At 65.1% G+C, this 25,741-nt stretch carries 19 protein-coding genes; 10 read left to right on the plus strand and 9 right to left on the minus strand.

Translation table 11 applies throughout. The features are described 5' to 3' along the window. Complete coding sequence (gene pbpC, locus G5V65_RS04255; RefSeq protein ID WP_165047337.1) at positions 1-2,043, minus strand: penicillin-binding protein 1C; 2,043 nt, start codon at positions 2,041-2,043, stop codon at positions 1-3. Continuing rightward, positions 2,040-7,445, minus strand: a complete 5,406-nt coding sequence (locus G5V65_RS04260) for an alpha-2-macroglobulin family protein (RefSeq protein ID WP_165047338.1) — start codon at positions 7,443-7,445, stop codon at positions 2,040-2,042. Before G5V65_RS04260 ends, pbpC begins: the two co-directional genes overlap by 4 nt. Positions 7,446-7,592: 147 nt before the next feature. Between G5V65_RS04260 and G5V65_RS04265 the strand changes: the two genes are divergently transcribed. Next, positions 7,593-10,142 carry a PAS-domain containing protein gene (locus tag G5V65_RS04265; RefSeq protein WP_165047339.1) on the plus strand — a complete coding sequence of 850 codons (2,550 nt, stop codon included), beginning with the start codon at positions 7,593-7,595 and terminating at the stop codon, positions 10,140-10,142. Between the two features lie 9 nt (positions 10,143-10,151). On the opposite strand, the gene yaaA is transcribed toward G5V65_RS04265, so the two are convergent. The 3 genes from yaaA to G5V65_RS04280 all read right to left on the minus strand — a co-directional run bounded on the left by yaaA (position 10,152) and on the right by G5V65_RS04280 (position 13,400). Beyond that, the gene (yaaA, locus tag G5V65_RS04270) at positions 10,152-10,946 is read right to left on the minus strand and encodes a peroxide stress protein YaaA (protein WP_165047340.1); all 795 of its coding nucleotides are present in this window, start codon (positions 10,944-10,946) and stop codon (positions 10,152-10,154) included. A 46-nt stretch (positions 10,947-10,992) separates the two neighbouring features. After that, entirely contained in the window at positions 10,993-13,035 is a 2,043-nt protein-coding gene (gene recQ, locus G5V65_RS04275; protein WP_165047341.1) for a DNA helicase RecQ, read from the minus strand. Between the two features lie 77 nt (positions 13,036-13,112). After that, positions 13,113-13,400: a YggT family protein gene (locus tag G5V65_RS04280; RefSeq protein ID WP_165047342.1), complete on the minus strand. Its 288-nt coding sequence runs from the start codon at positions 13,398-13,400 to the stop codon at positions 13,113-13,115. 138 nt (positions 13,401-13,538) lie between these two features. Here G5V65_RS04280 and G5V65_RS04285 point away from each other — a divergent pair, with 138 nt between their 5' ends. The 7 genes from G5V65_RS04285 (at position 13,539) to G5V65_RS04315 (ending at position 19,623) form a co-directional block, all read left to right on the plus strand. Then, a complete protein-coding gene (locus G5V65_RS04285) occupies positions 13,539-14,069 on the plus strand; it encodes an acyl-CoA thioesterase (RefSeq protein ID WP_165047343.1) in 531 nt (176 codons plus the stop codon). A gap of 72 nt (positions 14,070-14,141) precedes the next feature. Next, on the plus strand, positions 14,142-15,512 hold the full coding sequence (locus tag G5V65_RS04290) for an MFS transporter (RefSeq protein ID WP_165047344.1): 1,371 nt from the start codon (positions 14,142-14,144) through the stop codon (positions 15,510-15,512). Next, the gene (gene mepA / locus G5V65_RS04295; RefSeq protein WP_165047543.1) at positions 15,512-16,399 is read left to right on the plus strand and encodes a penicillin-insensitive murein endopeptidase; all 888 of its coding nucleotides are present in this window, start codon (positions 15,512-15,514) and stop codon (positions 16,397-16,399) included. The genes G5V65_RS04290 and mepA overlap by 1 nt, the downstream gene beginning before the upstream one ends. Next, the gene (locus tag G5V65_RS04300) at positions 16,372-17,268 is read left to right on the plus strand and encodes an esterase-like activity of phytase family protein (RefSeq protein WP_165047346.1); all 897 of its coding nucleotides are present in this window, start codon (positions 16,372-16,374) and stop codon (positions 17,266-17,268) included. Before mepA ends, G5V65_RS04300 begins: the two co-directional genes overlap by 28 nt. A 123-nt stretch (positions 17,269-17,391) precedes the next feature. Further along, on the plus strand, positions 17,392-18,015 hold the full coding sequence (locus G5V65_RS04305) for a queuosine precursor transporter (protein ID WP_165047347.1): 624 nt from the start codon (positions 17,392-17,394) through the stop codon (positions 18,013-18,015). Positions 18,016-18,272: 257 nt separating this feature from the next. After that, positions 18,273-18,698 (plus strand): alternative ribosome rescue aminoacyl-tRNA hydrolase ArfB, encoded by a 426-nt coding sequence (gene arfB, locus G5V65_RS04310; protein WP_165047348.1) that lies wholly within the window; start codon positions 18,273-18,275, stop codon positions 18,696-18,698. Then, positions 18,691-19,623: a phosphotransferase enzyme family protein gene (locus G5V65_RS04315; protein WP_165047349.1), complete on the plus strand. Its 933-nt coding sequence runs from the start codon at positions 18,691-18,693 to the stop codon at positions 19,621-19,623. The genes arfB and G5V65_RS04315 overlap by 8 nt, the downstream gene beginning before the upstream one ends. Here the strand turns inward: G5V65_RS04315 and pncB are convergent. Together pncB and pncA are read right to left on the minus strand one after the other, a co-directional pair. After that, positions 19,620-20,909, minus strand: a complete 1,290-nt coding sequence (gene pncB / locus G5V65_RS04320; RefSeq protein WP_165047351.1) for a nicotinate phosphoribosyltransferase — start codon at positions 20,907-20,909, stop codon at positions 19,620-19,622. The two genes, G5V65_RS04315 and pncB, sit on opposite strands and share 4 nt — an antisense overlap. A gap of 1 nt (position 20,910) precedes the next feature. Beyond that, a complete protein-coding gene (gene pncA, locus G5V65_RS04325; RefSeq protein ID WP_165047352.1) occupies positions 20,911-21,519 on the minus strand; it encodes a bifunctional nicotinamidase/pyrazinamidase in 609 nt (202 codons plus the stop codon). Positions 21,520-21,622: 103 nt separating this feature from the next. On the opposite strand from pncA, the gene trhO reads away from it, so the two are divergent. Further along, entirely contained in the window at positions 21,623-22,525 is a 903-nt protein-coding gene (gene trhO / locus G5V65_RS04330) for an oxygen-dependent tRNA uridine(34) hydroxylase TrhO (RefSeq protein WP_165047353.1), read from the plus strand. 2 nt (positions 22,526-22,527) lie between these two features. Here trhO and G5V65_RS04335 read toward each other — a convergent pair whose 3' ends face one another. Together G5V65_RS04335 and G5V65_RS04340 are read right to left on the minus strand one after the other, a co-directional pair. Then, positions 22,528-23,583 carry an ABC transporter ATP-binding protein gene (locus G5V65_RS04335; RefSeq protein ID WP_165047354.1) on the minus strand — a complete coding sequence of 352 codons (1,056 nt, stop codon included), beginning with the start codon at positions 23,581-23,583 and terminating at the stop codon, positions 22,528-22,530. A gap of 17 nt (positions 23,584-23,600) precedes the next feature. Then, positions 23,601-24,383, minus strand: coding sequence for an IclR family transcriptional regulator (locus tag G5V65_RS04340; protein ID WP_165047356.1), 783 nt, complete (start codon positions 24,381-24,383; stop codon positions 23,601-23,603). 102 nt (positions 24,384-24,485) lie between these two features. Here G5V65_RS04340 and G5V65_RS04345 point away from each other — a divergent pair, with 102 nt between their 5' ends. Then, positions 24,486-25,730 carry an ABC transporter substrate-binding protein gene (locus G5V65_RS04345; protein ID WP_165047357.1) on the plus strand — a complete coding sequence of 415 codons (1,245 nt, stop codon included), beginning with the start codon at positions 24,486-24,488 and terminating at the stop codon, positions 25,728-25,730. Positions 25,731-25,741 lie beyond the last annotated feature (11 nt).

A 25,741-nucleotide genomic window follows, 5' to 3' on the forward strand; every position in this document is an offset into this window, starting at 1 on the left:
TCATCTCAACCTTACCCGCGCCCGGGCGCTGCGCCCCTCGGCGTCGATCACCGACAGCGTCGTGAACCCTGCCCCCATCAGCGGCAACACCACCTCGCGCGCGCGCTCTCCCGTCACCATCGGCGCGCCATCGGCCAGCCATGTGAAGGGCGCACGCCCCCCCTCCACCCGCACCATCACGCCGTCCGGCAGGCGCTCCACCTCGGCCCCGTCGGGCGGAAAGGCCACGGCGGGCGCATCGCGCCCCACCTCGAACACCGCGCCGCGCGCCCTGAACCGTTGCAGCGGCGCGGGCAATTGCGCATTGGCCACCAGCAGGGTTTCCGGCGGGGCAGGGGGCTGCGGGTCAAGCGCGGGTTTCAGCCGCGCAAAGGCCTGAAACAGCACCGGCGCGGCAAGGTCAGCGCCAAAGACGCCCGGCACGGGCGTCCCATCCGCCCGTCCCAGCCAGACGCCCACCACATGCCGCCCGTCAAACCCGATCGCCCAGGCGTCGCGATGGCCATAGCTGGTGCCGGTCTTGTAGGCCAACCGGTTCTCCGGCGCGCCCGGCGGCGGGGCCAGCCCCGCCAGAATATCCCCCACCTGCCACGCGGCCGCCCGTGACACGACCCGCGCGCCTTCCTCCGACACACCGTCCTCACGCCACCGCAAGGGCAAGGCCACGCCACCCCGCGCCAGCCCCGCGTAAAGCTGCACCATGTCCTGCAACGTGACCCCGATCCCGCCAAGCGAGATCGCAAGCCCCGCCTCCCCCGGCGGCAGGCGATATCCCACGCCCGCCTTGTCCAGCGCCACCAGCAGGCGGGCAGGCCCCATCGCCTCGGTCAGTTCCACCACCGGAATGTTCAGCGACATCTGCAACGCATCCCGCACCCGAACCGTGCCGCGATAGACCCTGTCGAAATTCTGCGGCGCATAGCTTCCGAACCGCGTCGGGCGGTCCTCGATCATCGTTTCGGGATGGGCCAGCCCTTCGTCGAAGGCCAGCGCATAGACCAGCGGTTTCAGCACCGATCCCGGCGACCGCAGCGCCTGCGTCATGTCGACAAACCCCTGCCGCGCATCCGCCCGGAACGCCGCCGACCCGACCGAGGCCAGTATCTCCCCCGTCGCATGATCCGCCACGACCATGGCAACCTGCAGCCGCTCGCCCTGATGCTGCACCGTTTCGGCGGCCAGTTGCTCCAGCGCGACCTGAACCCGCAGGTCGATGGTCAGCCGATGCACGCGCGCCATCGGCTCTGCCACCCGCGCCCTGTCTGCCAGATGCGGCGCGATGGCGGGCACGGCACGCCGCGCCACGGGCACCACCTCGCGCTCTGCCGCCTCGGCCTGATCCGCCGCAATGATCCCCTTGCCCACCGCCCGCGCCAGCACCCGCGCCCGCGCATCCGCCGCTCGCCCGGCATGCCGATCCGGCCTGCGGCTTTCCGGGCTTTGCGGAATGGCCACCAGCAGCGCCGCCTCGGCGGGCGTCAACCGCCATGGCTCCTTCCCGAAATAGGCCAGCGTCGCGGCCCGCACCCCTTCGATATTCCCGCCATAGGGCGCAAGCAGCAGGTAAAGCCCCAGTATCTGATCCTTGGTCAGCCGTCGTTCCAGCGCCAGCGCCACCCGCATCTGCCTGAGCTTGCCTTCGATCCGGCCCGTTCCGCTTTCCTCCAGCAGCCGCGCCACCTGCATGGTCAGGGTCGATCCGCCCGATACCACCCCGCCATTCCACACCGCCTGCGCCACTGCCCGCGCCAGCGCCCGCGGATCCACCCCCCCATGATCGCGGAAACGTCCGTCCTCATAGGCGATCAGCATCTCGAGAAAGACAGGGTCCACCTCATCCGGCGCGACGGCCAGCCGCCAGCGTCCATCCGCCACCGTATAGGCACGCAGCAGGCTTCCCGCGCGATCCTCGACCAGAACCGAGGTGTCCGGCACCAGCGGGGGCAGCACCGTCCGCGCCACCCAATCGTCGAACCCGTCACGCGCAAGGGCGGCAAGCCACAGGCCCGCCGCCAGCGCAAGGACGCCCCGAGCCCGGATCACTCCGTCACACTCACCTGGCCTGCTGCCCCCACCGCGCGGAAATCGGGGCGGTACATGTCTTCGACCGAGGCCGCCGGATGCCGGAACACCCCCGGCGATACCGCCCTCACCACATAGCCCAACCGGAAGGGCGCATTGTCCATCCGGTCAACAGCGGCGAGGAAGCGGTCCTGCCTATATTCGGCATGGGTCACGAAATCCATCAGCCCAAGCCCCGCCAAAGCGGGCACCGCGCCCCCTGTCATCAGGTTCGGATTGTCGATCTCGAACCCGGCAGGCAGCGGGTCGGCCACCATCAGCCGCGCCTCGCCCCTGCCGAACGGGATCACCTCCAGCACGGCGATCATCCGCGTCCCGACCTTCACGGTTGCGGGGTCCATCGGCGTTCCGTCCAGGGCGAAATAGCTGCGGTTGATCGCATAGCCATTGCCCGATGCCGCCTCATCCCCTTCCGGCACGCCAAAGGTGGTGACAGTCAGTATCGTATCCGCCCCGCCATTTGCCACGGTCACAGGGGCGGCCCCCAGCGAACGCATCTCCACCAGCGGCCCTTCGGCGGGTTGCCCGTCGATCGATACCCCAGAAACCTCCGGCCGGTCGATCAGCGCATTCGCCGCCAGCAGCGCCCAGGTGCTTTCCTGCGTCGAAAGCAGCCCCGACGTGGCGATCCGGTTGGTCAGCGCCTCACGGTCCACCGCGTTCGACCCCGCCTCGACTGCCAGCGTCAGCACGGCCGCCGCGTCGCGATAGCCCGTTCCGTAATCCGCGCGGAACAGTTGCTCCGTCTCCTGCGCGCCTGCATCCAGCGCCGCCCCGGCCCGCGCGAACATCGCATCGGCCCGCGTCTGCTCGCCATAGGCCGCCAGGGCCGCGCCAAGCTGCGCCATCGCGGTTGGCGTCGCAAAGGCATCGCCCTTCACATCGGCATAGTAGCGCAGATCGCCGATTGCCGCCGCGCCCTCCCGCGCCAGCACCATCAGCGCATAGGCCAGCGCCTCGCCGCCAAAGTCGAAATCGGGGGCAAAGTTCACCTGGTTGCGCAGATTGTCCAGCGCCATGCGAAAGCCCGCATCCGGCACGACGAAGCCGCGCGCCTTCGCACGCGACAGGAAGTCGGTCACATAGGCATCCAGCCACAGATCCCCCGACCCCGGCGACCAGAGACCAAATCCCCCCTCAGCGCCCTGATTGGTCAGGATCTCTGCAATCGCCTCCTGCACCCGGCCTTGCACATTCTCGGCCCAGGGAAGCGACATCGCCCGCGCCACCTCGTCGAAGTAAAGCAGCGGCATGGCCTTCGATGTCATCTGTTCCGTGCAGCCATAGGGATAGCGGTCCAGCGACGCCAGAAGCCCCGGCGCATTCAGCCGCGCAAGCGGCCCGATTGCCAAGGTCGCCCGCGCACCCGGCAGATACCCCGCCAGCACCGCATCGTCGAAGGCGAAGCTTTGCCCCGCTGCCAGATCGAAACGCGATACCCGCACGACTTCGGGATCGTTGCGCTGCACCGGCAGCGACAGCACCTTCTCCAGCACCTTCCCGTCCGGCGTGGTCAGCGACACCGCGATCTCCTGCACGCCCTCGTCACCCGCCGTCACCGGAACCGCGATCACCTGCTTGCCCTTCTCGGCCAGATCGACCGTCGCCGGAGCATCGCCCACTGTCACCCCGCGCCCCTCGACGGCCAATTGCATGGTCCCGAAGGGCCCGGTTGCATGGACAATCTCCAGCAGCACCCGGCTTTCATCCCCCGGCGCCATGAAGCGCGGCAGCGATGCCGTGACGACCACCGGATCGCGCACCAGCACATCCGCGCTCGCCTGTCCGACGCCGGTCTTCGACCAGGCCACTGCCATCACCTTCACCGTTCCGTTGAAGGCAGGCAGCGTGAACTCTGTCCGCGCAAGGCCATCGGTGCCCACCTCGACCGGTCCGGTAAAATAGGCCACCAACTCCTCCGTGGGCGGGGGGGCCTGCAACCGCGCCTGCGCGCCTGCATCGCCACCGGATCGCACCACGCCTTCGGCGCCGTTCATCCCGTCGATCAGTCGGCCGTAGATATCGCGGATGCCGACGCCCAGCTTGCGCTGCCCGAAGTAATGGGCCTGCGGATCAGGCGCGGTGAAGCCCGTCAGGTTCAATATCCCCTGATCCACGGCGGCAATCGTCACATAGGCCGCCTCACCCTCGGTCAGGCCATCCACCTTCACCGCCACCGGCAATACCCCGCGCGGATCGACTTCTGCCGGAACGTCCACTGTCGCGGTCAAGGCCCGCGCGCCGGGGTCCACGCCTGCATGGGCCAATCCCAGCGCCCGCGCCGGATTGCGCCCCGCCGCCACATCCATCGGCCGCAGCACCTGCGCGGTCACATAGACGCCCGCGCCCCAGTCATCCGTCACGGGCAGTTCGATGCTGTTCTCGCCTTCCGCAACATCCACCGCCTGCATCGCGATCAGACGGTTCGACAGCACCATCACCACCGCCTTGCCCGCGAAACGCGGCACCAGCCGCAGCCTGGCCACATCCCCCGCCACATAGGCCGCCTTGTCCAGCGAAAGCTCCAGCATGTCCGGCGTCGCCGCCGCATCCGCCGCGGCAAACCAGCCCGCGCTGAACGGAACAGAGGTCACCGCCACCCCGTCCGCCTGCGAGACGGTCAGCACATATTCGCCCCACTTCACCGGCACCGCGATCTCGGTCGCGCCATCAAGCGCAACCTCGCCCTCGGCCACCCTCTCGCGCCGCGTGACGGGTTCCCACATCCAGTTGCCGTAGGACTGATACCACTGATAGGTCGTCTCGATCCGCACCAGTTCCCAGCGCGCCGCCATAGCGATGGCCGTGCCATCCACCCCGACCCCCGCCAGCGAGAACCGCGCCTCGGCATTCTCGGCCACCACGCCGTCGAACATGGGCCGCACGCCGATCATCGGCCCGCTTGCAGCCAAAGGCACCGTCGATACCCGCTCCACGGGCCGTCCCGATCCTTCGGCCACCCGGACGGCAACCCGCGCCTCCAGTGGCATGCCGGGATCGCCGACGTCGGGCAGAACGACCGGCACCGTCGCCAGACCCGCCGCATCCGTCCGCGCCGGATCGAAACCCTGCATCACGGCGCTGAATGGCGCGTCATGCGGACCAAAGCGGTAACCGTCCCATCCCGGCAGGCCAGCCGCTGCGCGCAGCAGCACTTCGCCTTCCACCGCCAGATCTGCCCCCGGCGCGCCGAACAGATAGCGCGCCGTCACCCCGATCTCTGCCACCTCGCCGGGCCGCAGCCCTTCGGGCAGGGCGACGTCGAAATCGATCCGCTCCGGCAGGAAATCCTCGACAAGAAAGGTGGTGGATGTCAGCGGGGGCGCATCGGCATCGGCCAGCACCTCCATCCGCCAGACGCCCCGCGGCGCACCGGCAAGGATGGGCTGCGAGATCGCATAGCCGCCGCCCCAATCGTTCACCACCTGCCGCGCATGTTCCACGCCATCGGGGCGCTTCACCACCACCGTCAAGGGCAGCCCGTCAATCGCCGCTGCCCCGGAATCCCGTGCGAGTGCCGTGGCATGGACCGTCTCCCCCGCCCGATAGGCGCCGCGATCCGTGGACAGGAACACATCGACCGGCGGCGCGGCCTCACGCCCCTCTACCCCGCGATCCGACAGGTCGAATTCGGGATCGTTCAGCGACAGGAAGGCCACATCCGCCTCGCCCTCGCGCGCCACGATCAGCGCGGGCGCCGCCGCCCCCACGCCCTTGGTCAGCCCCGCGTCGAACCGCGCGTAGCCCTGATCATCCGTGGCGGCCTTGCCCAGCACCTCGTTCCCGTTCGACAGAAGCTCGACCGAAACCCCTGCCTTGGCCTCGGCCGTTCCCAGCGACCGGACAAAGACATGCAGCCCGTCCACCCCGCTCAGCGTCGTCAGCGCAAGGTCCGATACCGTGAACCACTGCCACCCTGCTGGAACCTGCCAGGCCTCCTTGCCCGGGATCGCGGCGCGCAGCGCATAGACCCCTGCCCCTTGCCCCGCCAGCGCCTCTGCCATGGGCAGCCGCGTGGTGATGTCGCGGTTCACCTCCATCCCCACATCGGCCGTCCCGCGCCAGACTTCCGTGCCGGTCTGGGCGCTGAAATCATACTCCTGCCATTCCGCCATCGGGGCCGACAGATAGCCGTTCTGGAAGGCCCGGATCAGGTTCCTGTCCGTCACCCGATACAGCACAAGATCCAGCGCCTCGGTATTCACCGTCTCCACCGGCAGCGCCGGATCGCCCGTTCTCGGCAGCACATAGGCCCGCCCGGGGAACCGCACCCCGGCAGACCGGTCGCGGATGTATTGCGTGATGTCGACCGAGGCCGCCAGTTCCTGCCCATCCGCCGCAGGCAACCCCTCGCGGAAGGTCACCGTGGCGCGTTGCCCATGGGTCAGCCCTTCCACGCAGATATCGCGATACTGCGCGCTGACCGTCAGGCCCGGCTCATCCAGTTGCACAAAGCTGGCATAATCCACCCCCTTCGCCACCAGATCTTCGGAGAAGGTCGCACAGATGCGCGGCCGCGCGCTGTCGCTTTCCACCCTGTTTTCCACGATGCGAAAGCCGTATTTCCCCGCCATGTCGGCCAGAAGCGCCGCCGTGTCATCCCGCGTCTGCAGCGCTTGCGCCAGACGCAGCGCCTTGACCGTATCGCCTCCGCGTCCCAGCCGCTCCAGCACAAGGCCCATCGTCACCAGAACCGTATGCCGCTCTGCCGCGCCGTCGGCCCTCAGATAGCCGTTCACCGCCGCCTGAAGGGCACGTTCGCGCTGCGCCTGCTGATCCGGCCCCTGCATTTCGCCCGCAGCGAAAAGCAGCCTTGCATAATCCGCCCAGTCTCCCGCCGCATCCGAAAGCGTGACCGCCCCCCCCGCATACCAGGCGGCCGAAACGGCATCCCCCTGCATCTCGGCATCCCGCGCGGCGGCCTGCAATTCCGCCAGCGTCCAGCCGCCCGCCATATGCTCCTTGGCCAGGCCCTGCGCCTGTGCCGTCACCGCCGAAAACTCCCAGTCCTGCACGAAGGTCAGCTCGCCCCGGCGGATGGCAGCCCGCGCGCCCGCATCTGCCGCCGCCGTCCGTACCAGGGCCGAAACAGCCCCCGCATAGGGCGTCCCCTCGCCCGGCCCCGCCTTCATGAAGCACGATCCGTTCCGGCTGTTGAAGGTCAGCGCCTCGCAGCCGTCATTGGCCAGACAGGCGCGCTCGCAGGCTTCCAGCGTGGTGTCGAAGGCTGATGCGAAATCCCCGCCTGGAAGATCCATGTCCTGCATCATCACCAGACGCTTGGCGGGAACCAGTTCCTGCGCCGCAAGCGGCAGCGCATGCCCCGCGACCAGAAGGGAAATCAGAAGGGCGAAAAGGCGCATGTGGATACCATGACTGAAGCTATCTGCCCGAGTCTGACATGCGCCCGCCCCGTCTTGCAATGAGTCGTCAATTCCGATCCGCGTTTACCCCCGATTCACCGACCTCTCCGATGCTGGGAAGCGCATCAGCGGGGAATCGGTTTTCGCATGACACTTTCGGCAGAACGTCTGGCACAGGAACGGCGCGCGCGGCTTGCGGCGGAACGGCATCTGGAATGGAAAAGCCGGGAACTTGCCGCCGCCAACGAAAAGCTGGCGCTTCAGGCGCGAGCCCTTTCCGAACGCGTGGTGGAGGAGCGTCAGTCCGCCCGCGCCGCCCGATCCGAAGCGGATCGCCTGAAAGGCCAGAACGAACGCTATCTCGGCGATCTGGATCGGGCGCATACGGCGGCCGTCATGGCCGAACGGCGGTTGCGCACCTCGATCGACGTGATCCGCGACGGTTTTGCCGTTTTCGATGGCGATGACCGCCTGCTTCTTGCCAACCACTCGTTCCAGCATCCCTTTCCGGCCGGCAGCGTTACCCCCGGCATGCCCTACCGCGACCTGCTTCAGGCCATTTCCCCCCTTCTGATCCTGGATCAGGAACCCGAGGACTGGATCACCGCCATGTGTGCCCGTATCGCGCAGGACCAGATCCCCCCGGTCGAGATTGCGCTGCGAACTGGCCGATGGATCCGCCTGGAAGACAGCCGCGCCCGCGACGGTGACAGGGTCTGCCTCGCCATCGACATCACCGCCGAGATGCGCCTGCGCGCCGCGATCGAGGCGATCCCCGATGGTTTTGTCATTTTCGACAGCCATGACAGGCTGATGATGTGCAACCAGCGCTACCGCGATCTCTATGCCCTGCCACCCGACATGATCCGCCGCGACACCCGGTTCGAGGATCTGCTGCGCCACAGCCTTGCCCTTGGCCTTCACGCCGATGCCGCAGGCCGCGAAGAGGCATGGCTTGCCGAACGCCTTGCCGATTACCGGGCCGCTTCGGGCGCGGTCGAACAGCGCTTTGCCGATGGGCGCTGGATCCTTGCGCAGGATCAGGCCACGCCCGATGGCGGGCGCGTCGGCCTGCGCTCGGACATCACGGCGGAACGACGGGCGCAGGAAACCCTGCGCGCGGCCAGCATCGCGGCTGAGGCGGCCAATCGCGCCAAATCGGCCTTCCTCGCCAACATGAGCCATGAGATCCGCACCCCCATGAACGGCGTCGTCGGCATGGCCGAACTGCTGTGCGGAACCGACCTGACCGAAGAACAGCGCCTGTTTGCCGAAACCATCCGCTCTTCCGGCGAGGCGCTCTTGACCATCATCAATGATGTCCTCGACTATTCAAAGATCGAGGCGGGGCATCTTGTCCTGCATCCCGAACCCTTCGATCTGGAACGCCTGATCCATGAAACCGCGATCCTGCTGCAGCCTCAGGCCCGGGCCGGCGGGATCGAACTGCTCACGGATTACGACATGTTCCTTCCCACCCGCTTTGTCGGCGATCCTGGCCGCCTGCGGCAGGTGCTGACCAATCTCATGGGAAATGCGGTAAAGTTCACGAAGGCGGGTCAGGTTCTTGTCCGCGTCGTGGGGGCCGATCTCGGGCCGGAAACCGCCCGCCTGCACATCACCGTCGAAGATACCGGCATCGGCATCGCCGCCGATCAGCTTGACCGCATATTCGGCGAATTCACCCAGGTCGATGATGCCAGCAACCGGCGCTACGAAGGCACCGGCCTTGGCCTGGCCATCACCCGCCGCCTGATCGAACGGATGGAAGGGGAAATCTGGGTCGACAGTACCCTCGGGCAGGGCTCCTGCTTCGGTTTCGCGGTCACGCTGCCTGTCGCCGAAGAGGTGCCGCCCGCCCGCATGCCCACCAGCCTGCACCGCCTGCTGATCTGCGCGGGTAACCCCACGAACCGCACGATCCTTGAACGCCAGCTTGCCCCCTTCGGGGTTGAGCTTACGGCCTGCCGCAGCGTCGAAGAAGCGGTTCATCAGGCCCGGGCGGGCCAGCATGACGCGGTCCTCGCCGATCATGGCCCCGACGGGATCGACGGTCTGGCCCTGTGCCGCCAGATCGCTGCTCAGGGGGCGTCCCTGCCGGTCATCCTCATGGTCGCGCCTGACAGCCTGCCCGCCGCCGAAGCCGCCCGCGCCGAGGGAACTGTTCAGGAAGTTCTCGTCAAGCCCGTCCTTCGCGCCGATCTTTACCGGGCGTTGACGCGGCAGACCGGCGGCAGCCTGCCCCTTGTCGCCGCCGCGACGCCCGAAATGCGGCCCATGCGCGTGCTGGCCGCCGAAGACAACAAGACCAACCAGCTTGTCCTGGCAAAGATGGTGCGCGAACTCGATCTTGACCTGCGCTTTGCCGATAACGGGCGGCAGGCCGTCCAGCTTTGGCAGGATTTCCGCCCGGACCTTGTCTTCATGGATATCTCCATGCCGGAACTTGACGGCTGTTCCGCCGCGCGCGAAATCCGCACGGCCGAGGCAGGCCGTGCCCATGTCCCCATCATCGCCCTGACGGCCCATGCGATGGAGGAAGACAGTCAGGGCATCCTCGCCGCCGGGATCGACCGGCATCTGACAAAACCCCTCCGCAAGACAGAGATTCTGGGCGTCCTGCTGGAATTCTGCCCGCCTGATGCCCTGCTCGGAGCCGCATCCGACCAGGCCCCCGCGCAAAGCAGCGCGGCCTGAGACCTGCCGTCAGGCCGCGTCTTCCGCCACCCTGTCGCGCTGGAAGACCAGCCGGCGCGCATCCGAAAGATCCGGGCAAAAGCCGTAGCCGCCCAGATCGAAGCCACGCAGATCGGCCGGATCGGTCAGGCGGTGTTCTGCGATGAACCGCGCCATCGCCCCGCGTGCCTTCTTCGCGAAGAAGGAGACGATCTTCGCATCGCCCCCCCGCCCCTCCAGAAAGACGGGGGTGATCACCGGCAGCTTCAGCGCCTTCTGATCGACCGCGCCGAAATATTCCTGCGACGCGCAATTCACCAGCGCCGTCGCCCCTACCGCCTTTGCGTCGCCATTCAGCGCCCGCGCCAGCCGGTTGCCCCACCAGGCGTAGAGATCCGCACCCCGCGGATTGGCCAGCCTGCTGCCCATCTCAAGCCGGTAGGGCTGGATCAGGTCCAGCGGTCGCAACAGCCCGTACAGCCCGGACAGGATCCGCAGATGCCCCTGCGCCCAACGCAGCGCATCCGCATCCAGCGTCTTCGCCTCCAGCCCGGCATAGGTATCGCCGTCAAAGCAGAAGGCCGCCGCCTTCAGCCGCGCCGCATCGGGCCGTGCGGAAAAGGCGCGGAAGCGTTCCACGTTCAGCCGCGCCAGCGGTTCCGAAATCCCCATCAGCCTTTGCAGATCCTCGACCCCCAGCCCGCGCGCGATGCGCGCCAGCCGTGCCGCATCGGCGGCAAAGAGGGGCTGGCTTGGTTCCAGCCCGGCAGGCAGCGCCGCCGCCGCCTCATCCAGTCGCTTGGCAGGGGAAATCACACACAGCATCTTTGTCTCCTCTCGCCGCCCGCCCGCAAGCCGGACCTAGCCCGACTCACGCCTCGCGCAAGACCTCAAGGAAGGCCTGGCCGAACCGCTCCACCTTCTGCTCTCCCATGCCCTGGATCCGCTCCAGTTCGGCCAGCGAACCGGGCCGCCGCTCCGCGATCAGCCGCAGGGTCGAATGCGTCACCGACAGGTATTTTCCCGTCCCGTCCTCGCCCCGCGACAGCGCCAGTTGCACATCGGCCAGCCGGTCGAAGACCGGCCCCGCCGCGCGCCCGGCCAGCCGCATCCGCTGCGGGTGCAGCACCTCTGCCGCGCCGCAGATCACCGAAAGGAACTCGGCCCCATAGCTTTCCAGCTTCTTCGCCCCCACCCCGGTAATCCCGGCCATCGCGTCCATCGTCGCAGGCCGCTTCTCGGCCATCTCGATCAGGGTCCGGTCCGGGAATACCACATAGGCCGGCACACCCTGTGCCTCGGCCAGCGCCCGCCGCTTGGCCTTCAGCGCCGAAAGCAGCGGCGCGTCCTCATCCGATACCAGCGCCTTCACCGCAACACTGGGCCGGGCCGCATCAATCGTATCCTTGCGCAGGGTGATCGACGCCTCGCCCCGCAGGATGGGCCGCGCCTCTTCGGTCATCCGCAGCGCGCCATGCCGCTCGGGATCGGGGCGCACCAGATCGCGCCCCATCATCTGCCGGAACACCGCCCCCCAGGCAGCCTTGGTCAGGTCGCGCCCCACCGCGAATGTGGGCAGCGCGTCATGCCCCTTCTCGCGCACCTTGGGCGTGGCGGATCCGGTCAGGATGTCGATCAGATGCCCGGCGCCGAACCATTCCCCCGTCCGCAGTATCGCCGACAGCGCCTTGCGCACGGCTTCTGTCGCATCAAACAATTCTGCGGGCCGGTCGCACAGATCGCAATTCCCGCAAGGTTCGGCGCGCTCGCCGAAATAGCCCAGCAGCACCTGCCTTCGGCAGGCCGCAGCCTCGGCCAGCCCCAGAAGCGCGTTCAGCCGCGCATGATCCGCGGCCTTCCGATCCGGCGGGGCAAGGCCCTCGTCGATCTGTGTGCGCCGCAGGCGGATATCGTCGGGCCCATAGAGCGTCATGGTTTCCGCCGCCGCCCCGTCACGGCCCGCGCGGCCGATCTCCTGATAATACCCCTCGATCGACTTCGGCAGATCGGCATGGGCTACCCAGCGGATATCCGGCTTGTCGATCCCCATGCCGAAGGCGATGGTCGCCACCACGATCAGCCCATCCTCGCGCTGAAAGCGGATCTCTACCTGCCGCCGCTCCTCGGCCTCCATACCGCCGTGATAGTGGCAGGCCGAATGTCCCGCCTCGCGCAGCGCCTGTGCCAGCGTTTCGGTCTTGGCCCGCGTCGCGCAATAGACAATCCCCGATTGCCCCTGCCGCGCGGCGGCAAAGCGCAGGATCTGCGTCCTCGGATTGTCCTTCACGGCAAAGGCCAGATGGATGTTGGGCCTGTCGAACCCCCGCAGAAAGGTGGCCGGCTTTGCCCCGTCGAACAGGCGATTGACGATCTCGCCCCGCGTCTCTTCATCCGCCGTCGCGGTAAAGGCGGCCAGCGGCACATCCAGCGCGCGCCGCAATTCGCCGATCTTCAGGTAATCGGGCCGGAAATCATGCCCCCACTGGCTGACACAATGCGCCTCGTCCACGGCGATCAGCCTGGTGCCGATCCGCCGCAGCATCGGCAATGTCGCGCCAGAGGCAAGCCGCTCGGGCGCCATGTAAAGCAGCTTCAGCCGTCCCGCGTCCAGCGCGGCAAAGACCTCTTCCGTCTCGGCTTCGGTATTGCCAGAGGTCAGCGCCCCCGCCTCCACCCCGGCGGCGCGCAGGCCGCGCACCTGATCCCGCATCAGGGCGATCAGGGGCGAAATCACAACGGTCACACCCTCACGGCACAGCGCGGGCAACTGGAAGCACAGCGATTTTCCCCCGCCCGTCGGCATGATGGCCAGCGTGTTCCGCCCCGCCAGCACCGCATCCACGATCTCGGCCTGACCCGGGCGAAAGCCGGGAAAGCCAAAGACGGAACGAAGCAGCGTTTCGGGATCAGACATCACAGGCGGATCAGGGGACCGGACAGGAAATCGACCGGGATCAGTCTGCCCGGTCAAAGGTTAAGGTTTCGCAAGGCTCAGTAGAAGGCGGCGGCGTTGTTGATCAGCACGATCCTGATCGCATAGACGCCCAGCAGCACCACCAGGGGCGCAAGGTCGATGCCGCCCAGATTGGGCAGGACGGACCGCACCCGCGAATAGATCGGTTCCAGCAGGCGGCTCAACCCGTCCCAGATCTGGGCCACAAGGGGCTGGCGCAGGTTCAGAACCTGAAAATTGATCAGCCAGCTCATGATGATATGGGCCAGGATGATCCATTGGGCGATATCCAGGATCAAAAGCAGGATTTGCAGGATCGAGGTCATTCTTGGGCCTCCGCATACTAGGGATTGTGTGCAGAGGTAGCGGTTGAACACCAAAAGGGCAACGCCCTTCCGCAGCGTCGCGCCTTGACCTCGGGTCCGGGAAGGGGCAACCCGGCCCGGCCCTGACAGGAGTCGCCGATGTATCCCTTCCTTCGCATGGCCAAAGAGTTGTGGAAGTTCCGCAAGGCTCCTCCGCTTTCCCTGTTGGGCAGCCATGTCAGCACGCATCTCTGCTGGCCCTGGGATCTCGACCCTTGGGTCGAATTGAACAATGGCCGTACGCTGACGCTCTATGATCTGGGTCGCATCCCGCTTGGCGTCCGCACCGGGCTCAAGTCTGTGCTGCTGGCGCGGGGCTGGGGCCTGACGGTGGCTGGCAATACGGTCCGCTATCGCCGCCGCGTCCGCGCCTTTGAACGGGTCACGATGCACAGCCGCTGCATCGGATGGGATCACCGGTTCCTCTACATCGAACAATCCATGTGGAAGGGCGATGAATGCACCAGCCACATGATCCTCCGCTCGGCCGTCACCTCGCGCGCGGGAATCGTGCCCCCGGCCCAGGTGCTGGCCGCGCTGGGCCAACCGGATGAGAGCCCGCCTCTCCCTGAATTCGTCCGGAACTGGATTGCCGCCGAAGACACCCGCCCCTGGCCGCCTCAGATCTGAATCGCGCCGCTTGCGCCGGGGCCGGTTTCGCGATTCACTCAGCGCCAAAGGCCGATGGGGCAGGGGGCAGGGATGGCGACCGAAGTCAGCGCGAAAAAGCGCATCTGGGGCTGGTTCTTCTTCGACTGGGCCAGCCAGCCCTACAACACCCTGTTGCTCACCTTCATCTTCGGCCCCTACTTCGCCGAGATCGCCCGGGGCTACTATATGTCCGAAGGGCTGGATGCCGATGCGGCAGGGGCTGCCGCGCAGGCCTATTGGGGCGCGGGTCTTGCCATATCCTCGGTCATCATCGCCTTTCTGGCCCCCCTCCTCGGCGCCATTGCCGACAGCACCGGTCGGCGGCTGATCTGGGTCTGGTTCTTCTCGCTGTTCTACATCATCGGCTCCTACGGGCTGTGGTATATCGCGCCGGGGGGCGACAACCTGTTCTGGGCGGTTCTGCTGTTCGGCCTGGGTTTCATCGGGATGGAATTCGCCACCATCTTCACCAACGCGCTCATGCCCAGCCTGACCGACCATGACGAACTCGGCGCGGTCAGCGGCACGGGCTTTGCCTTCGGTTACCTGGGCGGCGTTCTGGCGCTGGCGCTGATGCTGGCGTTCTTTGCCGAAAACAGCGCCACCGGGAAAACCCTGATCGGCCTTGATCCCATCTTCGGCCTTGATCCCGAGGCGCGCGAAGGCACGCGCGCCGTGGGGCCCTTCACGGCGCTCTGGTATGTGGTCTTCATGCTGCCCTTCTTCCTCTGGGTCACCGAACCGCGCACCGAAAGGCGGCCGCTGCATCTGGGGAACGCCTTTGCCAGCCTGCGCGATCTGATCGCCTCGCTGCGCTATCGCGGCAGCCTGTCGGCCTATCTCGCCTCCTCGCTCTTCTACCGCGATGCTCTGAACGCGCTTTACGGCTTCGGCGGGGTCTATGCCTCAGGCGTCCTGGGATGGGAAATCACCCAGATCGGCGTCTTCGGCGTGGTGGGGGCGGTCACGGCCATGGTGGCAAGCTGGATCGGCGGAAAGGCCGACCGCCGCTTCGGCCCGAAGCCGGTGATCGCCTTCTGCATCCTTGTCCTGATCGTCGTCTGCATCATCATCGTCGGCATGACCCGCGAAAGCCTGTGGGGCCTGCCCTTCGATCCGGCGGGGTCCACCTCCGATACCATCTTCTTCATCTGCGGGGCCTTCATCGGCGCCGCCGGCGGCGCGCTTCAGGCCGCCAGCCGCACGCTGATGGTGCGCCACACCACCCCCGACCGCGCGACCGAGGCCTTCGGCCTTTATGCCCTGTCCGGCAAGGTGGCCAGCTTCATCTCGCCCGCCCTGATCGCCCTGGTCACCGCGGCAAGCGGATCGCAGCGCATCGGCATTTCGCCGCTGATCGGGATGTTCCTCATCGGTCTTGTTCTGCTATTCTTCGTCCGCGCAAGGGGCGAACAAGCATGATGTTGAAATTCCTGTCCGGTCTGGCCCTCTCGCTGCTGCTCTGCCTGCCTGCGGCTGCGGAAACCAAGGCGAACCGGCTTTTCGGTGCCGCCGAAACCCCGACGGATGCCCGCCCCATGCCCTATGGCAGCTATGCCAAGGGCTGCGCCGATGGCCTTGTCGCCCTGCCCGAATCCGGCCCCACATGGCAGGCCATGCGCCTGTCGCGCAACCGCAACTGGGGCCATCCCGAAACCATCGCCTTCCTGGTCGACCTCAGCCAGACCGCCCGCCAGATCGGCTGGGCCGGTCTTTACATCGGCGATATCAGCCAGCCGCGCGGCGGCCCGATGACCAGCGGACATGCCAGCCACCAGATCGGGCTGGATGCCGATATCTGGATGCTGCCGCCCCGCCGTCTCGATCTTTCGCGGCAGGAGAGGGAAGAGATCTCCTCGATCCCCGTCCGCTCTGCCGATCAGCGCAGCGTCACCGCGAACTGGACCCCGGCGCATCACGCCCTGCTGAAGGCCGCCGCCTCCGATCCGCGGATCGACCGCATCTTCGTTGCCGCCGCCGTCAAGATCGAGATGTGCAGAACCGCCACCCGCGCCGATCGCAAATGGTTGCAGAAGATCCGCCCCATCCAGGGCCATGACACCCATTTCCATGTCCGCCTGAAATGCCCACGCGGCGCGCGTCACTGCGAAACCCAGAAACCCACGGTCGCCGACCTGTCCAATGGCGGCGATGGCTGCGATGAAACCCTGATGTGGTGGGTCTCTGACGAATATCTCAACCCGAAGCCCGATCCGAACGCCCAGCCCGCCCCCCGCCAGCGCGGCGCGCGCGACTACACCCTTGCAGATCTGCCCAAGCAATGCCGAAACGTCCTCTCCTCGCGCTGATGGCGGGGGCATTTCTGGTTCTTGGCCTTGAAGGCAGCGCCAGCCAGCCTTATTCCGAAGGCTTCGTCGGGGCCTTTGCGCTGCAATCTGACCACGAACTCTTCGGCGGCCTTTCCTCGATCGAGATGTCGGAGGACGGTCTCTCCTTCCTGGCCATCACCGACCGCGGCGCCTGGCTGCGCGGCACCCTCACCCGCGGCCCGCAGGATCAGATCACCGATGCCACGCTGACCGAACCCCGCCTGCTGCGCGGCCGCTTCGAGGCCCCGCTCGAAGCGGGCCGCAACGATTCCGAAGGTCTGGCCGTGGCACCCGATGGTTCGGTCTATATCTCGTTCGAGAATGTCGCCCGCGTGCTGCGCTATCCCACCATCGACGGCCCGGCGCAGAACCTGATCACGCCACGCGAGTTCGCCAGCCTGCAAAGGAATTCCGCGCTCGAGGCGCTGGCCGTCTCGGCCGATGGCACGCTCTATACCATACCGGAACGATCCGGCCAGTTGACCCGCCCCTTCCCGGTCTGGCGCTATCGGGATGGCAAGTGGGATCAACCCTTCGGGCTGCGTCGGGATGGCGGCTATCTGGTTGTTGGTGCCGATTTCGGCCCCGACGGGCGGCTTTATGTCCTCGAACGCGAATTCCACGGCATCGCCGGCTTCTCCAGTCGCCTGCGCAGCTTTGCCGTCGGCGAAGACAGCCTGACCGACGAACGCACGGAACTGGAATCCGGAACCGGGCAGCATGACAATCTGGAAGGCGTCTCGATCTGGCGCGATGCGGGCGGCAGTCTGCGGGCGACGATGATCTCGGACGACAACTTCAATTTCTTCCAGACCACGGAAATCGTCGAGTACCGCCTGTCCCCCTGATCCGGGCCGCCCGCTGACCCAGCGAAAGATTGACATCCCACCGCCCTGCGCGTAGGTCCGCCGCGTTCCCCGAAGAACGGGGGGCCAAGTCTCCGCGACCTTGTCAAAACGGAAAGTTCAGACATGACCCGCATCTCGCTATATGGCGTCTTCGCTATGGCCATCGTCGTTGTGGCCTCCAACATCCTTGTCCAGCACCCGATCGGCACATGGCTGACATGGGGTGCCTTCACCTATCCGCTCGCCTTTCTGGTTTCCGATGTGGTGAACCGTCTCGAAGGCCCCGCTGCCGCGCGCCGCGTGGTCTATGCGGGCTTTGCGACCGGCCTGATCTGCTCGGTCATCGGCACGCAGATCATGGGCGAATTCGGCCCGTTGGTCACCCTGCGCGTCGCCATCGGCTCGGGCATCGCCTTCCTTGTCGCCCAGTTGACGGATGTGCAGATCTTCGATCGCCTGCGCCAGCAGGCCTGGTGGAAGGCGCCCTTCCTCTCCACGCTGATCGGCTCCACCATCGACACGCTGATCTTCTTCACCATCGCCTTCTCGGCCGGTCTTGCCTTCCTTGAACCCGGAAACGATGTCTCTTGGGCGGCAGAACCCATGGCACTTCTCGGGTTCGGTCCCATGGTGCCATTCTGGGTTTCCCTTGGTTTCGCCGACCTTCTTGTGAAGATCGCCGTCGATGTGATCGCTTTGTTGCCTTTCCGTCTTGCGATCCATCGCTTTGCAGCAAAGGTTGCGTGAAAACTGTTGACGAACACAAAATCTGTGTCACCCTCCCCTTATCTGCAACCCATTGAAAGGAGGTGATCCAGTGTCTAGAGCTACATTGGAGATAGGTGTCGGGACAGTCAGGAGGCGTGTTTTCTGAGGGCAGCCCCTCAGCCAGACAGACCACCTGATTGGGCTTGAAACCTAACTGGCCCATCTCCTTGGATCTCGGAAAGGGTCGCCTGATGGGCGACCCTTTCTCTTGTCAAAGACCCTTCCCCCGCCAGGCCATGCTGCGCATCAACGATCATCTGACCATCGCCGATTGGGAACTGTCCGAACAGTTCATCCGCGCCTCGGGGCCGGGCGGGCAGAATGTGAACAAGGTCTCTACCGCCGTCGAATTGCGGTTCGAGGCCGAGCGTTCGCCCCATCTACCCGCCCCCGTCAAGGCGCGGCTCAAGCGGCTTGCCGGCCGCCGCTGGACGCTGGAAGGCGCCATCGTCCTGCAGGTGGACGAAACCCGCAGCCAGGCCCGCAACCGCGAGATTGCCCGCGAACGAATGGCCGACCTCATCCGTCAGGCCCTCGTGGTGCCCAAGCGGCGCATCGCCACGAAACCCACACTGGGCAGCCAGCGCCGCCGCCTTGCCGCCAAGGCCGTCAGGGGCACGGTCAAATCCCTTCGCGGCAGGGTCGAGGATGCGGATGACTGATCCCCGCGCCGCCGAGGCAGCCTCCCTTTGGCAGGGTTCGGTCCGCCGCCTGATCGTCGCGCGCGAAAATGCCGTCCATGAAATGATCCTGCCCGATGGCAGCCGTGCCGCGCTGCGCCTGCATCGGGCGGGCTATCAGGATGCGGCTGCAATCCGCTCCGAACTTTGGTGGTGCGGCGAACTGGCGGCCATGGGCCTGCCCGTTCCCCCACCCCTGCCGCTGCCCGATGGCGCCCTGCTTGCCACCCTGCCGGACGGGCGCCACGCCTCGGCGCTGCGCTGGCTGGATGGCATCCCCATCGGTGCGGCCGGTCAACCCTTTCCTCATCCCGTCGCGCGACAGATCGAACTGCACCACAGCCTTGGCGGCCTCTTGCGGAAACTCCATGACGCCAGCGATGCCCTGCCGACGCGTCCGGGCGGCTTCACCCGGCCCCGATGGGATATCGACGGGCTGGTCGGCGAGGCCCCGCTCTGGGGCCGTTTCTGGGAACATCCCGCCGCGTCGTATGCACAATTGTCTGCACTGGCCGCTGCACGGGCTGCTGTCCGCGGGTTCCTGACCCGCCATGCCGAAAGCGGCGGTGACTTTGGACTGATCCATGCCGATGTCCTGCGCGAGAATATCCTTCTTTCGGATCAAGGTCTCGCGCTCATCGACTTTGATGACAGTGGTTTCGGCTTCCGCCTTTACGACCTTGGAACCGTGCTGTCGCAGAACCAGTACGAACCCGCCCGCGATGATCTGCGTGACGCACTGATGGCGGGATACGGGGTGCAAGATATTGAAACGATAGAGATATTCACCCTCTCGCGCGTTCTGGCCTCGGTCGGCTGGACGATCCCGCGCCTGGCGCCCGACGATCCGATCCACGCCCGCCATCTTGCCCGCGCTGATCTGGTGATCCGTCGCGTGCTTGGCTAGACCGTCACTTCCAGCGCGGCCTGATCGCCCACGCCGAACACCCGCTTGTAACGCTCGATCTCCTCCGCCGGCCCCATCGCCTTGTTGGGGTTGTCCGACAATTTCACCGTCGGCCGCCCATTCGCCGACACCGCCTTGCAGACAAGGCTGAACGGTGCGAGGCGGTCATCCTCCAAGCCTCGGAAATCATTGGTCAACATCGTGCCCCAGCCGAAGGATACCTTGACCCTTCCATGAAACTGCCGATGCAGTTCCTCGATCTTCTCCACGTCCAGCCCATCTGAGAAGATCACAAGCTTCTGAGTCGGATCCTCGCCCCGCGCCCTCCACCAGCGGATCGCGGTTTCCGCCCCCTTGGCGGGATCGCCGGAATCGATCCTGATTCCCGTCCATGTCGTCAGCCAGTCCGGCGCATTTCGCAGAAAACCCTCGGTGCCATAGGTATCGGGCAGGATGATCCTCAGATTGCCGTCATGCTCCTCATGCCAATCTGCCAGAACCTGATAGGGTGCCTGAGCAAGCTCGTCATCGCTTGTGGCCAGCGCCGAATAGACCATCGGCAATTCGTGCGCATTTGTCCCGATCGCCTCGATGTCGCGACGCATCGCGATCCGGCAATTCGACGTTCCGATGAATTTCGAACCCAGCCCTTCCTGCATGGCCTGAACACACCAGTCTTGCCACAGGAAGGAATGCCGGCGTCGCGTGCCAAAGTCTGCAATCTTGAGCGTTTCCAACGCCTTCAGTCGCTCGATCTTCTCCCACAGACGGGTCATCGCCCGTGCATACAGGACTTGAAGCTCGAACTTCCCCATGCCCTTCAGAACCGCGCGCGATCGCAGTTCCATCAGCACGGCAAGGGCCGGAATTTCCCACATCATGACTTCGGGCCATTTGCCTTCGAAGGTCAGTTCATATTGCCCATCGCGCCGCTCCAGATGATAGGGCGGCAGGCGCATGGCTTCGAACCATTCCATGAAATCAGAACGGAACATCTGGCGTTTGCCATAGAACATGTTTCCGCGCAGCCAGGTGCTTTCGCCGCGCGACAGTGACAGGGATCGCACATGATCAAGCTGTTCGCGCAATTCGCCTTCATCTATCAGATCGGCCAAACGCACCGAACTGCTTCGATTGATCAGTGAGAAGACGACTGTCGTCTCCGGCTTGTTGCGGAAAATCGACTGGCACATCAGCAGCTTGTAGAAGTCCGTATCGATCAGTGACCGGACGATCGGATCGATCTTCCAGTTGTGGTTGTGCACCCGGGTGGCGATATCGACCACGTCATTCCTCCAGCGCGACGCCAGCTGCGCGCATCTCGTCCATCATCCGCGCCATTGATCCGCCAAGATCGATGCCCCTGCAGGCCCCCAGCAAGACCCGTGCCCTGAGGCCGAGCCTTGCCGCATCCAGCGCCGAATAGGCGACGCAATAATCGGTGGCGAGGCCCACGAAAGTGACTGCCGTCACCCCGCGCGCGCCCAGATAACCAATAAGCCCGGTCGTCGTGCTGCGGTCATTCTCGAAAAAGGCGGAATAGCTGTCGATGCCGGCACGGAATCCCTTGCGGATGATCAGCTGCGCCGGATCGGTGCGAAGATCGGGGTGAAATTCAGCGCCCGCTGTCCCTTGGATGCAATGATCAGGCCAAAGTGTCTGAGGGCCGTAAGACATCGTTAGCGCCTCGAAGGGCGCCTTGCCGGGATGGTTTGACGCGAAAGAGGAATGGTCCGCCGGATGCCAGTCCTGCGTCAGGATGACGGTCGCAAACTCATCCATCAACCCATTGACTCTTTTTATGATTTCGTCTCCACCAGCCACCGCCAGCGCACCGCCGGGGCAGAAATCATTCTGGATGTCGATGACGATCAGGGCTTCGTTGACAGGGCGCATCGCGGGCCTCACGGAAGGGTGAATGTCCCTGCCTAGGAAACCCCCGCCCCTGCGTCAATGGGAACGGCTTGAAATCGCAGGGAAAGGGGTGCATCCCCGGCGAATGCTGACAGTTGCCGCGCTCTATCACTTCACCCGTTTTCCCGACCCCGCCGCCCTGCGCGGACCGCTTGTCGATCTTTGCGCATCGCAGGGGGTGAAGGGCTCGCTCCTCTTGGCCAGGGAAGGGATCAACGGCACAATCGCAGGCCCCCGCCCCGGGATCGACGCCGTCCTCGCCCATATCCGCGCGCTGCCGGGCTGTGCGGACCTGGACTGGAAGGAAAGCCCCGCCGCGACGATGCCCTTCGGCAAGATGAAGGTGAAACTGAAGCGCGAGATCGTCACCATGGGCCAGCCCGACGTGGACCCGAAGGCCCGCGTGGGCCATTACGTCACGCCTTCGGATTGGAATGCGCTCATCTCTTCCCCCGATGTTGCGGTGATCGACACGCGCAATGATTACGAAGTTTCGATCGGCACGTTCGCCGGGGCGGTGGACCCCGGCACCCGCAGCTTCAGCCAATTCCCGGCTTGGTGGGATGCGAACAAGGAACGCTTTCACAACAAGCGGATAGCCATGTTCTGCACTGGCGGAATCCGTTGCGAGAAGTCGACGAACTGGCTTTTGCAGCAGGGCGTGACCGAGGTCTTCCACCTGAAGGGTGGTATCCTGAAATACCTTGAAGAGGTGCCGCAGGACCGGTCGCTCTGGCAGGGCGAATGCTTTGTGTTCGACCAGCGTGTGTCGGTCGGGCACGGCCTCGTGCCCGGCAACCTATCGTCTTGCGGGGCCTGCCGCCGCCCGGTCACCCCCGAAGGCCGCGCCGACCCCACCTATGAGGAAGGTGTCTGCTGCCCGGCCTGCAAGGATGAATATGCGCCCGAAGATCGCGCCCGCTTCCGCGAACGCCAGCGCCAGATGAAACTGGCCGAGGCGCGGGGTGAGCCGCACCTCGGCGCGTGAAGTCAGCGCAGGCGTTTTCCCGATTCATCGAAGAAAAGCGCGTTCTCCGCATCGAAGGCGACGCCGACCTGCGCGCCCATGGATGGAATGACATCGCCCTTCGCTTCGATCACAAGTTTCTCGCCGCTGGGCGCTGTGACGTGAATGAAGCTGACACCTCCAAGCGCTTCGGTCATTTCCACGCGATGCGTATAGCCATCGGTGATCCGCAAATGTTGCGGACGAAGTCCGGTCTCCACCGTTGCTCCGGTGCCCGGCAAGGCGATCTGCGTCTGCAAGCTGGCGGACAGGCCCGGAACGGAAACCTGACCGGCCGCATCCACCCTCCCCGCAAGAAAGTTCATCGCGGGGCTGCCAATGAAACCGGCAACAAAGCGATTGTCGGGATCGTGGTAAAGCTCAAGCGGCTTGCCGACCTGTTCTACCCGCCCCTTGCGCAGAACTACGATCTTGTCGGCCAGTGTCATCGCTTCGACCTGATCATGGGTCACATAGATCATCGTCGCTCCGATCTCGCGGTGCAGTCGCGCGATCTCCACTCGCATTTCGACGCGCAACTCGGCATCGAGATTGGACAGTGGTTCATCAAAGAGAAACACCTCCGGCCCGCGCACGATGGCGCGGCCAATGGCGACCCGCTGGCGCTGTCCACCGGAAAGCGCCTTGGGTTTGCGCGACAGAAGTTCATCAAGCTTCAGGATGCGCGCAGCCTCCTTTACCTTTGCGTCGATCTGCGCCTTGGGATGGCCTGTCATCTTCAGGCCAAAGCCCATGTTCTCGGCCACCGTCATATGCGGATAAAGGGCATAGGTCTGAAAGACCATCGCCACCCCGCGTTCGGATGGATCGGCGTTTGTCACATCGCGGCTGCCAATCCGGATCGCGCCGCCCGAGGTTTCCTCCAGGCCTGCAACCATTCGCAGAAGCGTGGATTTTCCACAGCCGGACGGTCCTACAAACACGCAGAACTCGCCATCCTCGATGGTCAGGTCCACGCCATGAATGACCTGCGCCTCCCCAAACCGCTTCACCACCTTTTGCAGCGTCACCCCTGACATGTGATCCCCTCCCTGTCCTATGCCTGTTCCGGAAAGCGCCAGCTTTCCGCCTCGGCGGCGATGCGCGCCGCCGTGTCCTTGATGCGACCGGCCCGTGATTCGAGTTCGGCAAGCGACGTACGCGCCGTGGTCGAGGTGACCGAAAGCGCCCCGATCACCCGGTCGGTGCGGGTGAGAATCGGAACCGCACAACAGATGATTCCCGGTTCATGCTCTTCCCTGTCAAAGGCGTGGCCACGGTCGCGAATCGCCAGAAGCTCTGCCTTCAGCTTTTCCGGTGTATCGAGAGTGTGGCCTGTGAAGCGGTGAAAGCTCTGCCTCTGTATAGCCCGTTCCAGGGCGTCATCCGGCAGGTAGGCCAGCATCGCCTTGCCGACGCCCGTGCAATAGGCGGGGCCAACCTTTCCCGCCTGCGAGAACATTTCGACGGGCCTTGATGCGTTGCGCTTGTCGACATACAGGACCTGCCCGTTATCCATCTGCGCGAGGTGGATGGTTTCGCCGGTTTCCCGTGCAAGATCATCAAGGTAGGGCCGTGCAATGGGGGCAAGGGAAGATGTCGCCCATGCCGCATGCGCCAGCCGGACAAGGCGCACGCCAAGTGCGTAGGTTTGCCGGTCCGGATCATAAGACAGCATCCCCTGATGGGTCAGGGTCTGGATCAGACGGTACAGCGTTGCCTTGGGATAATCGGCGGTTGCCAGGAGATCGGTAAAGCGGACGGGCTTGCCGACGGCTGCCACCATGTCCAGCACATCAAGTGCCTTGCCCACCGTCCCGTCACCTTGTTCCGCCGACATGAAGCCACCTTGCGTTTCTGTTGACAGCATAAAGGATAGGTCGCATAGTTTTCAATATTCAAGACTTAGTTTCACATAATGGAACCTAAAGGGAGGAAACCGATGGTCCGTTACGCAAGGGGCGCGATGGCGCTTACGGCGGCTTTGCTGTTGTCGACGGCGGCTGTGGCGCAAGACAAGCGCATCCTGAAATACAATGCCGACTACGATCCGATTCCGCTGGCCGCGATGGAGGCGCTGATCGCTGACTTCGAAGCTGCGAATCCGGATGTCGATGTTCAGCTGAACAACTTCGATCACGAAGGCTACAAGACCGCGATCCGGAACTTCCTGACTGCCGACGCGCCGGATCTGGCCAACTGGTATGCCGGGAACCGCATGGCGCCCTTTGTCAATGCGGGCCAGTTCATGGATGTGACGGATGTCTGGGAAGCCAACGGGCTGAACGAGGCGCTGGCTTCGGCCAAGGCGTCGATGACGATCGATGGAAAGCAGTGGGGCGTTCCCTACACCTACTATCAGTGGGGCATCTACTTCAACCGCGACGCCTACAAGGCCGCCGGGCTCGAGGCGCCGGATGGGGGCGTGACCTGGGAGCAGTTCCTTGCAAACTGCGAGGCGTTCAAGGCCGCCGGGATCGACTGTCTGACCACCGGCTCCAAGGCGCTGTGGCCGGTTGCGGGCATCTTCGATTATCTGTCGCTGCGGACCAATGGCTATGAGTGGCACATGGACCTGACAGCAGGGAAGGTTGCCTGGACGGATGACTCGGTGAAGAAGGTCTTTGCCGAATTCGCCAAGCTTCAGCCCTATGTCACCGCGAACCATGCGGCCATTGATTGGCAGGATGCGGCGGCCCTTCTGGTGCAGGGCAAGGCTGCGAACTACGTCATGGGCAATTTCGCCGTGGGGACCTTCAAGGAAGGCGGCATGACGAATGACAACCTCGGCTTCATGGTATTCCCGGAAATCACCCCGGGTATCCCGCGTGCAGAAGAGGCGCCGACCGATACCATCCATATCCCCGCCGGGGCTCAGAATGTGGATGATGCGAAGAAGTTCCTTGCCTTCGTCGCTTCGGCAGACGCCCAGACCAAGCTGAACGCCGCGCTTGGCCAGTTGCCGACGAACAAGAATTCGACCGTGGCTGCCGATGATCCCTTCATCTCGGCCGGGTTCGAATCGTTGTCTTCGGCCTATGCCCTGGCGCAGTTCTTCGATCGCGACGCGCCGGCGGAAATGGCCAAGGCGGGCATGGAAGGGTTCCAGGAATTCATGGTGAAGCCCGAGAACCTGGATGCGATCCTGGAGCGGCTCGAGTCCGTTCGTCAGCGGGTCTATCAGTAAGGCTCCCAGCG

This window comes from Paragemmobacter kunshanensis (assembly GCF_011059185.1).
Lineage (GTDB): Bacteria > Pseudomonadota > Alphaproteobacteria > Rhodobacterales > Rhodobacteraceae > Paragemmobacter > Paragemmobacter kunshanensis.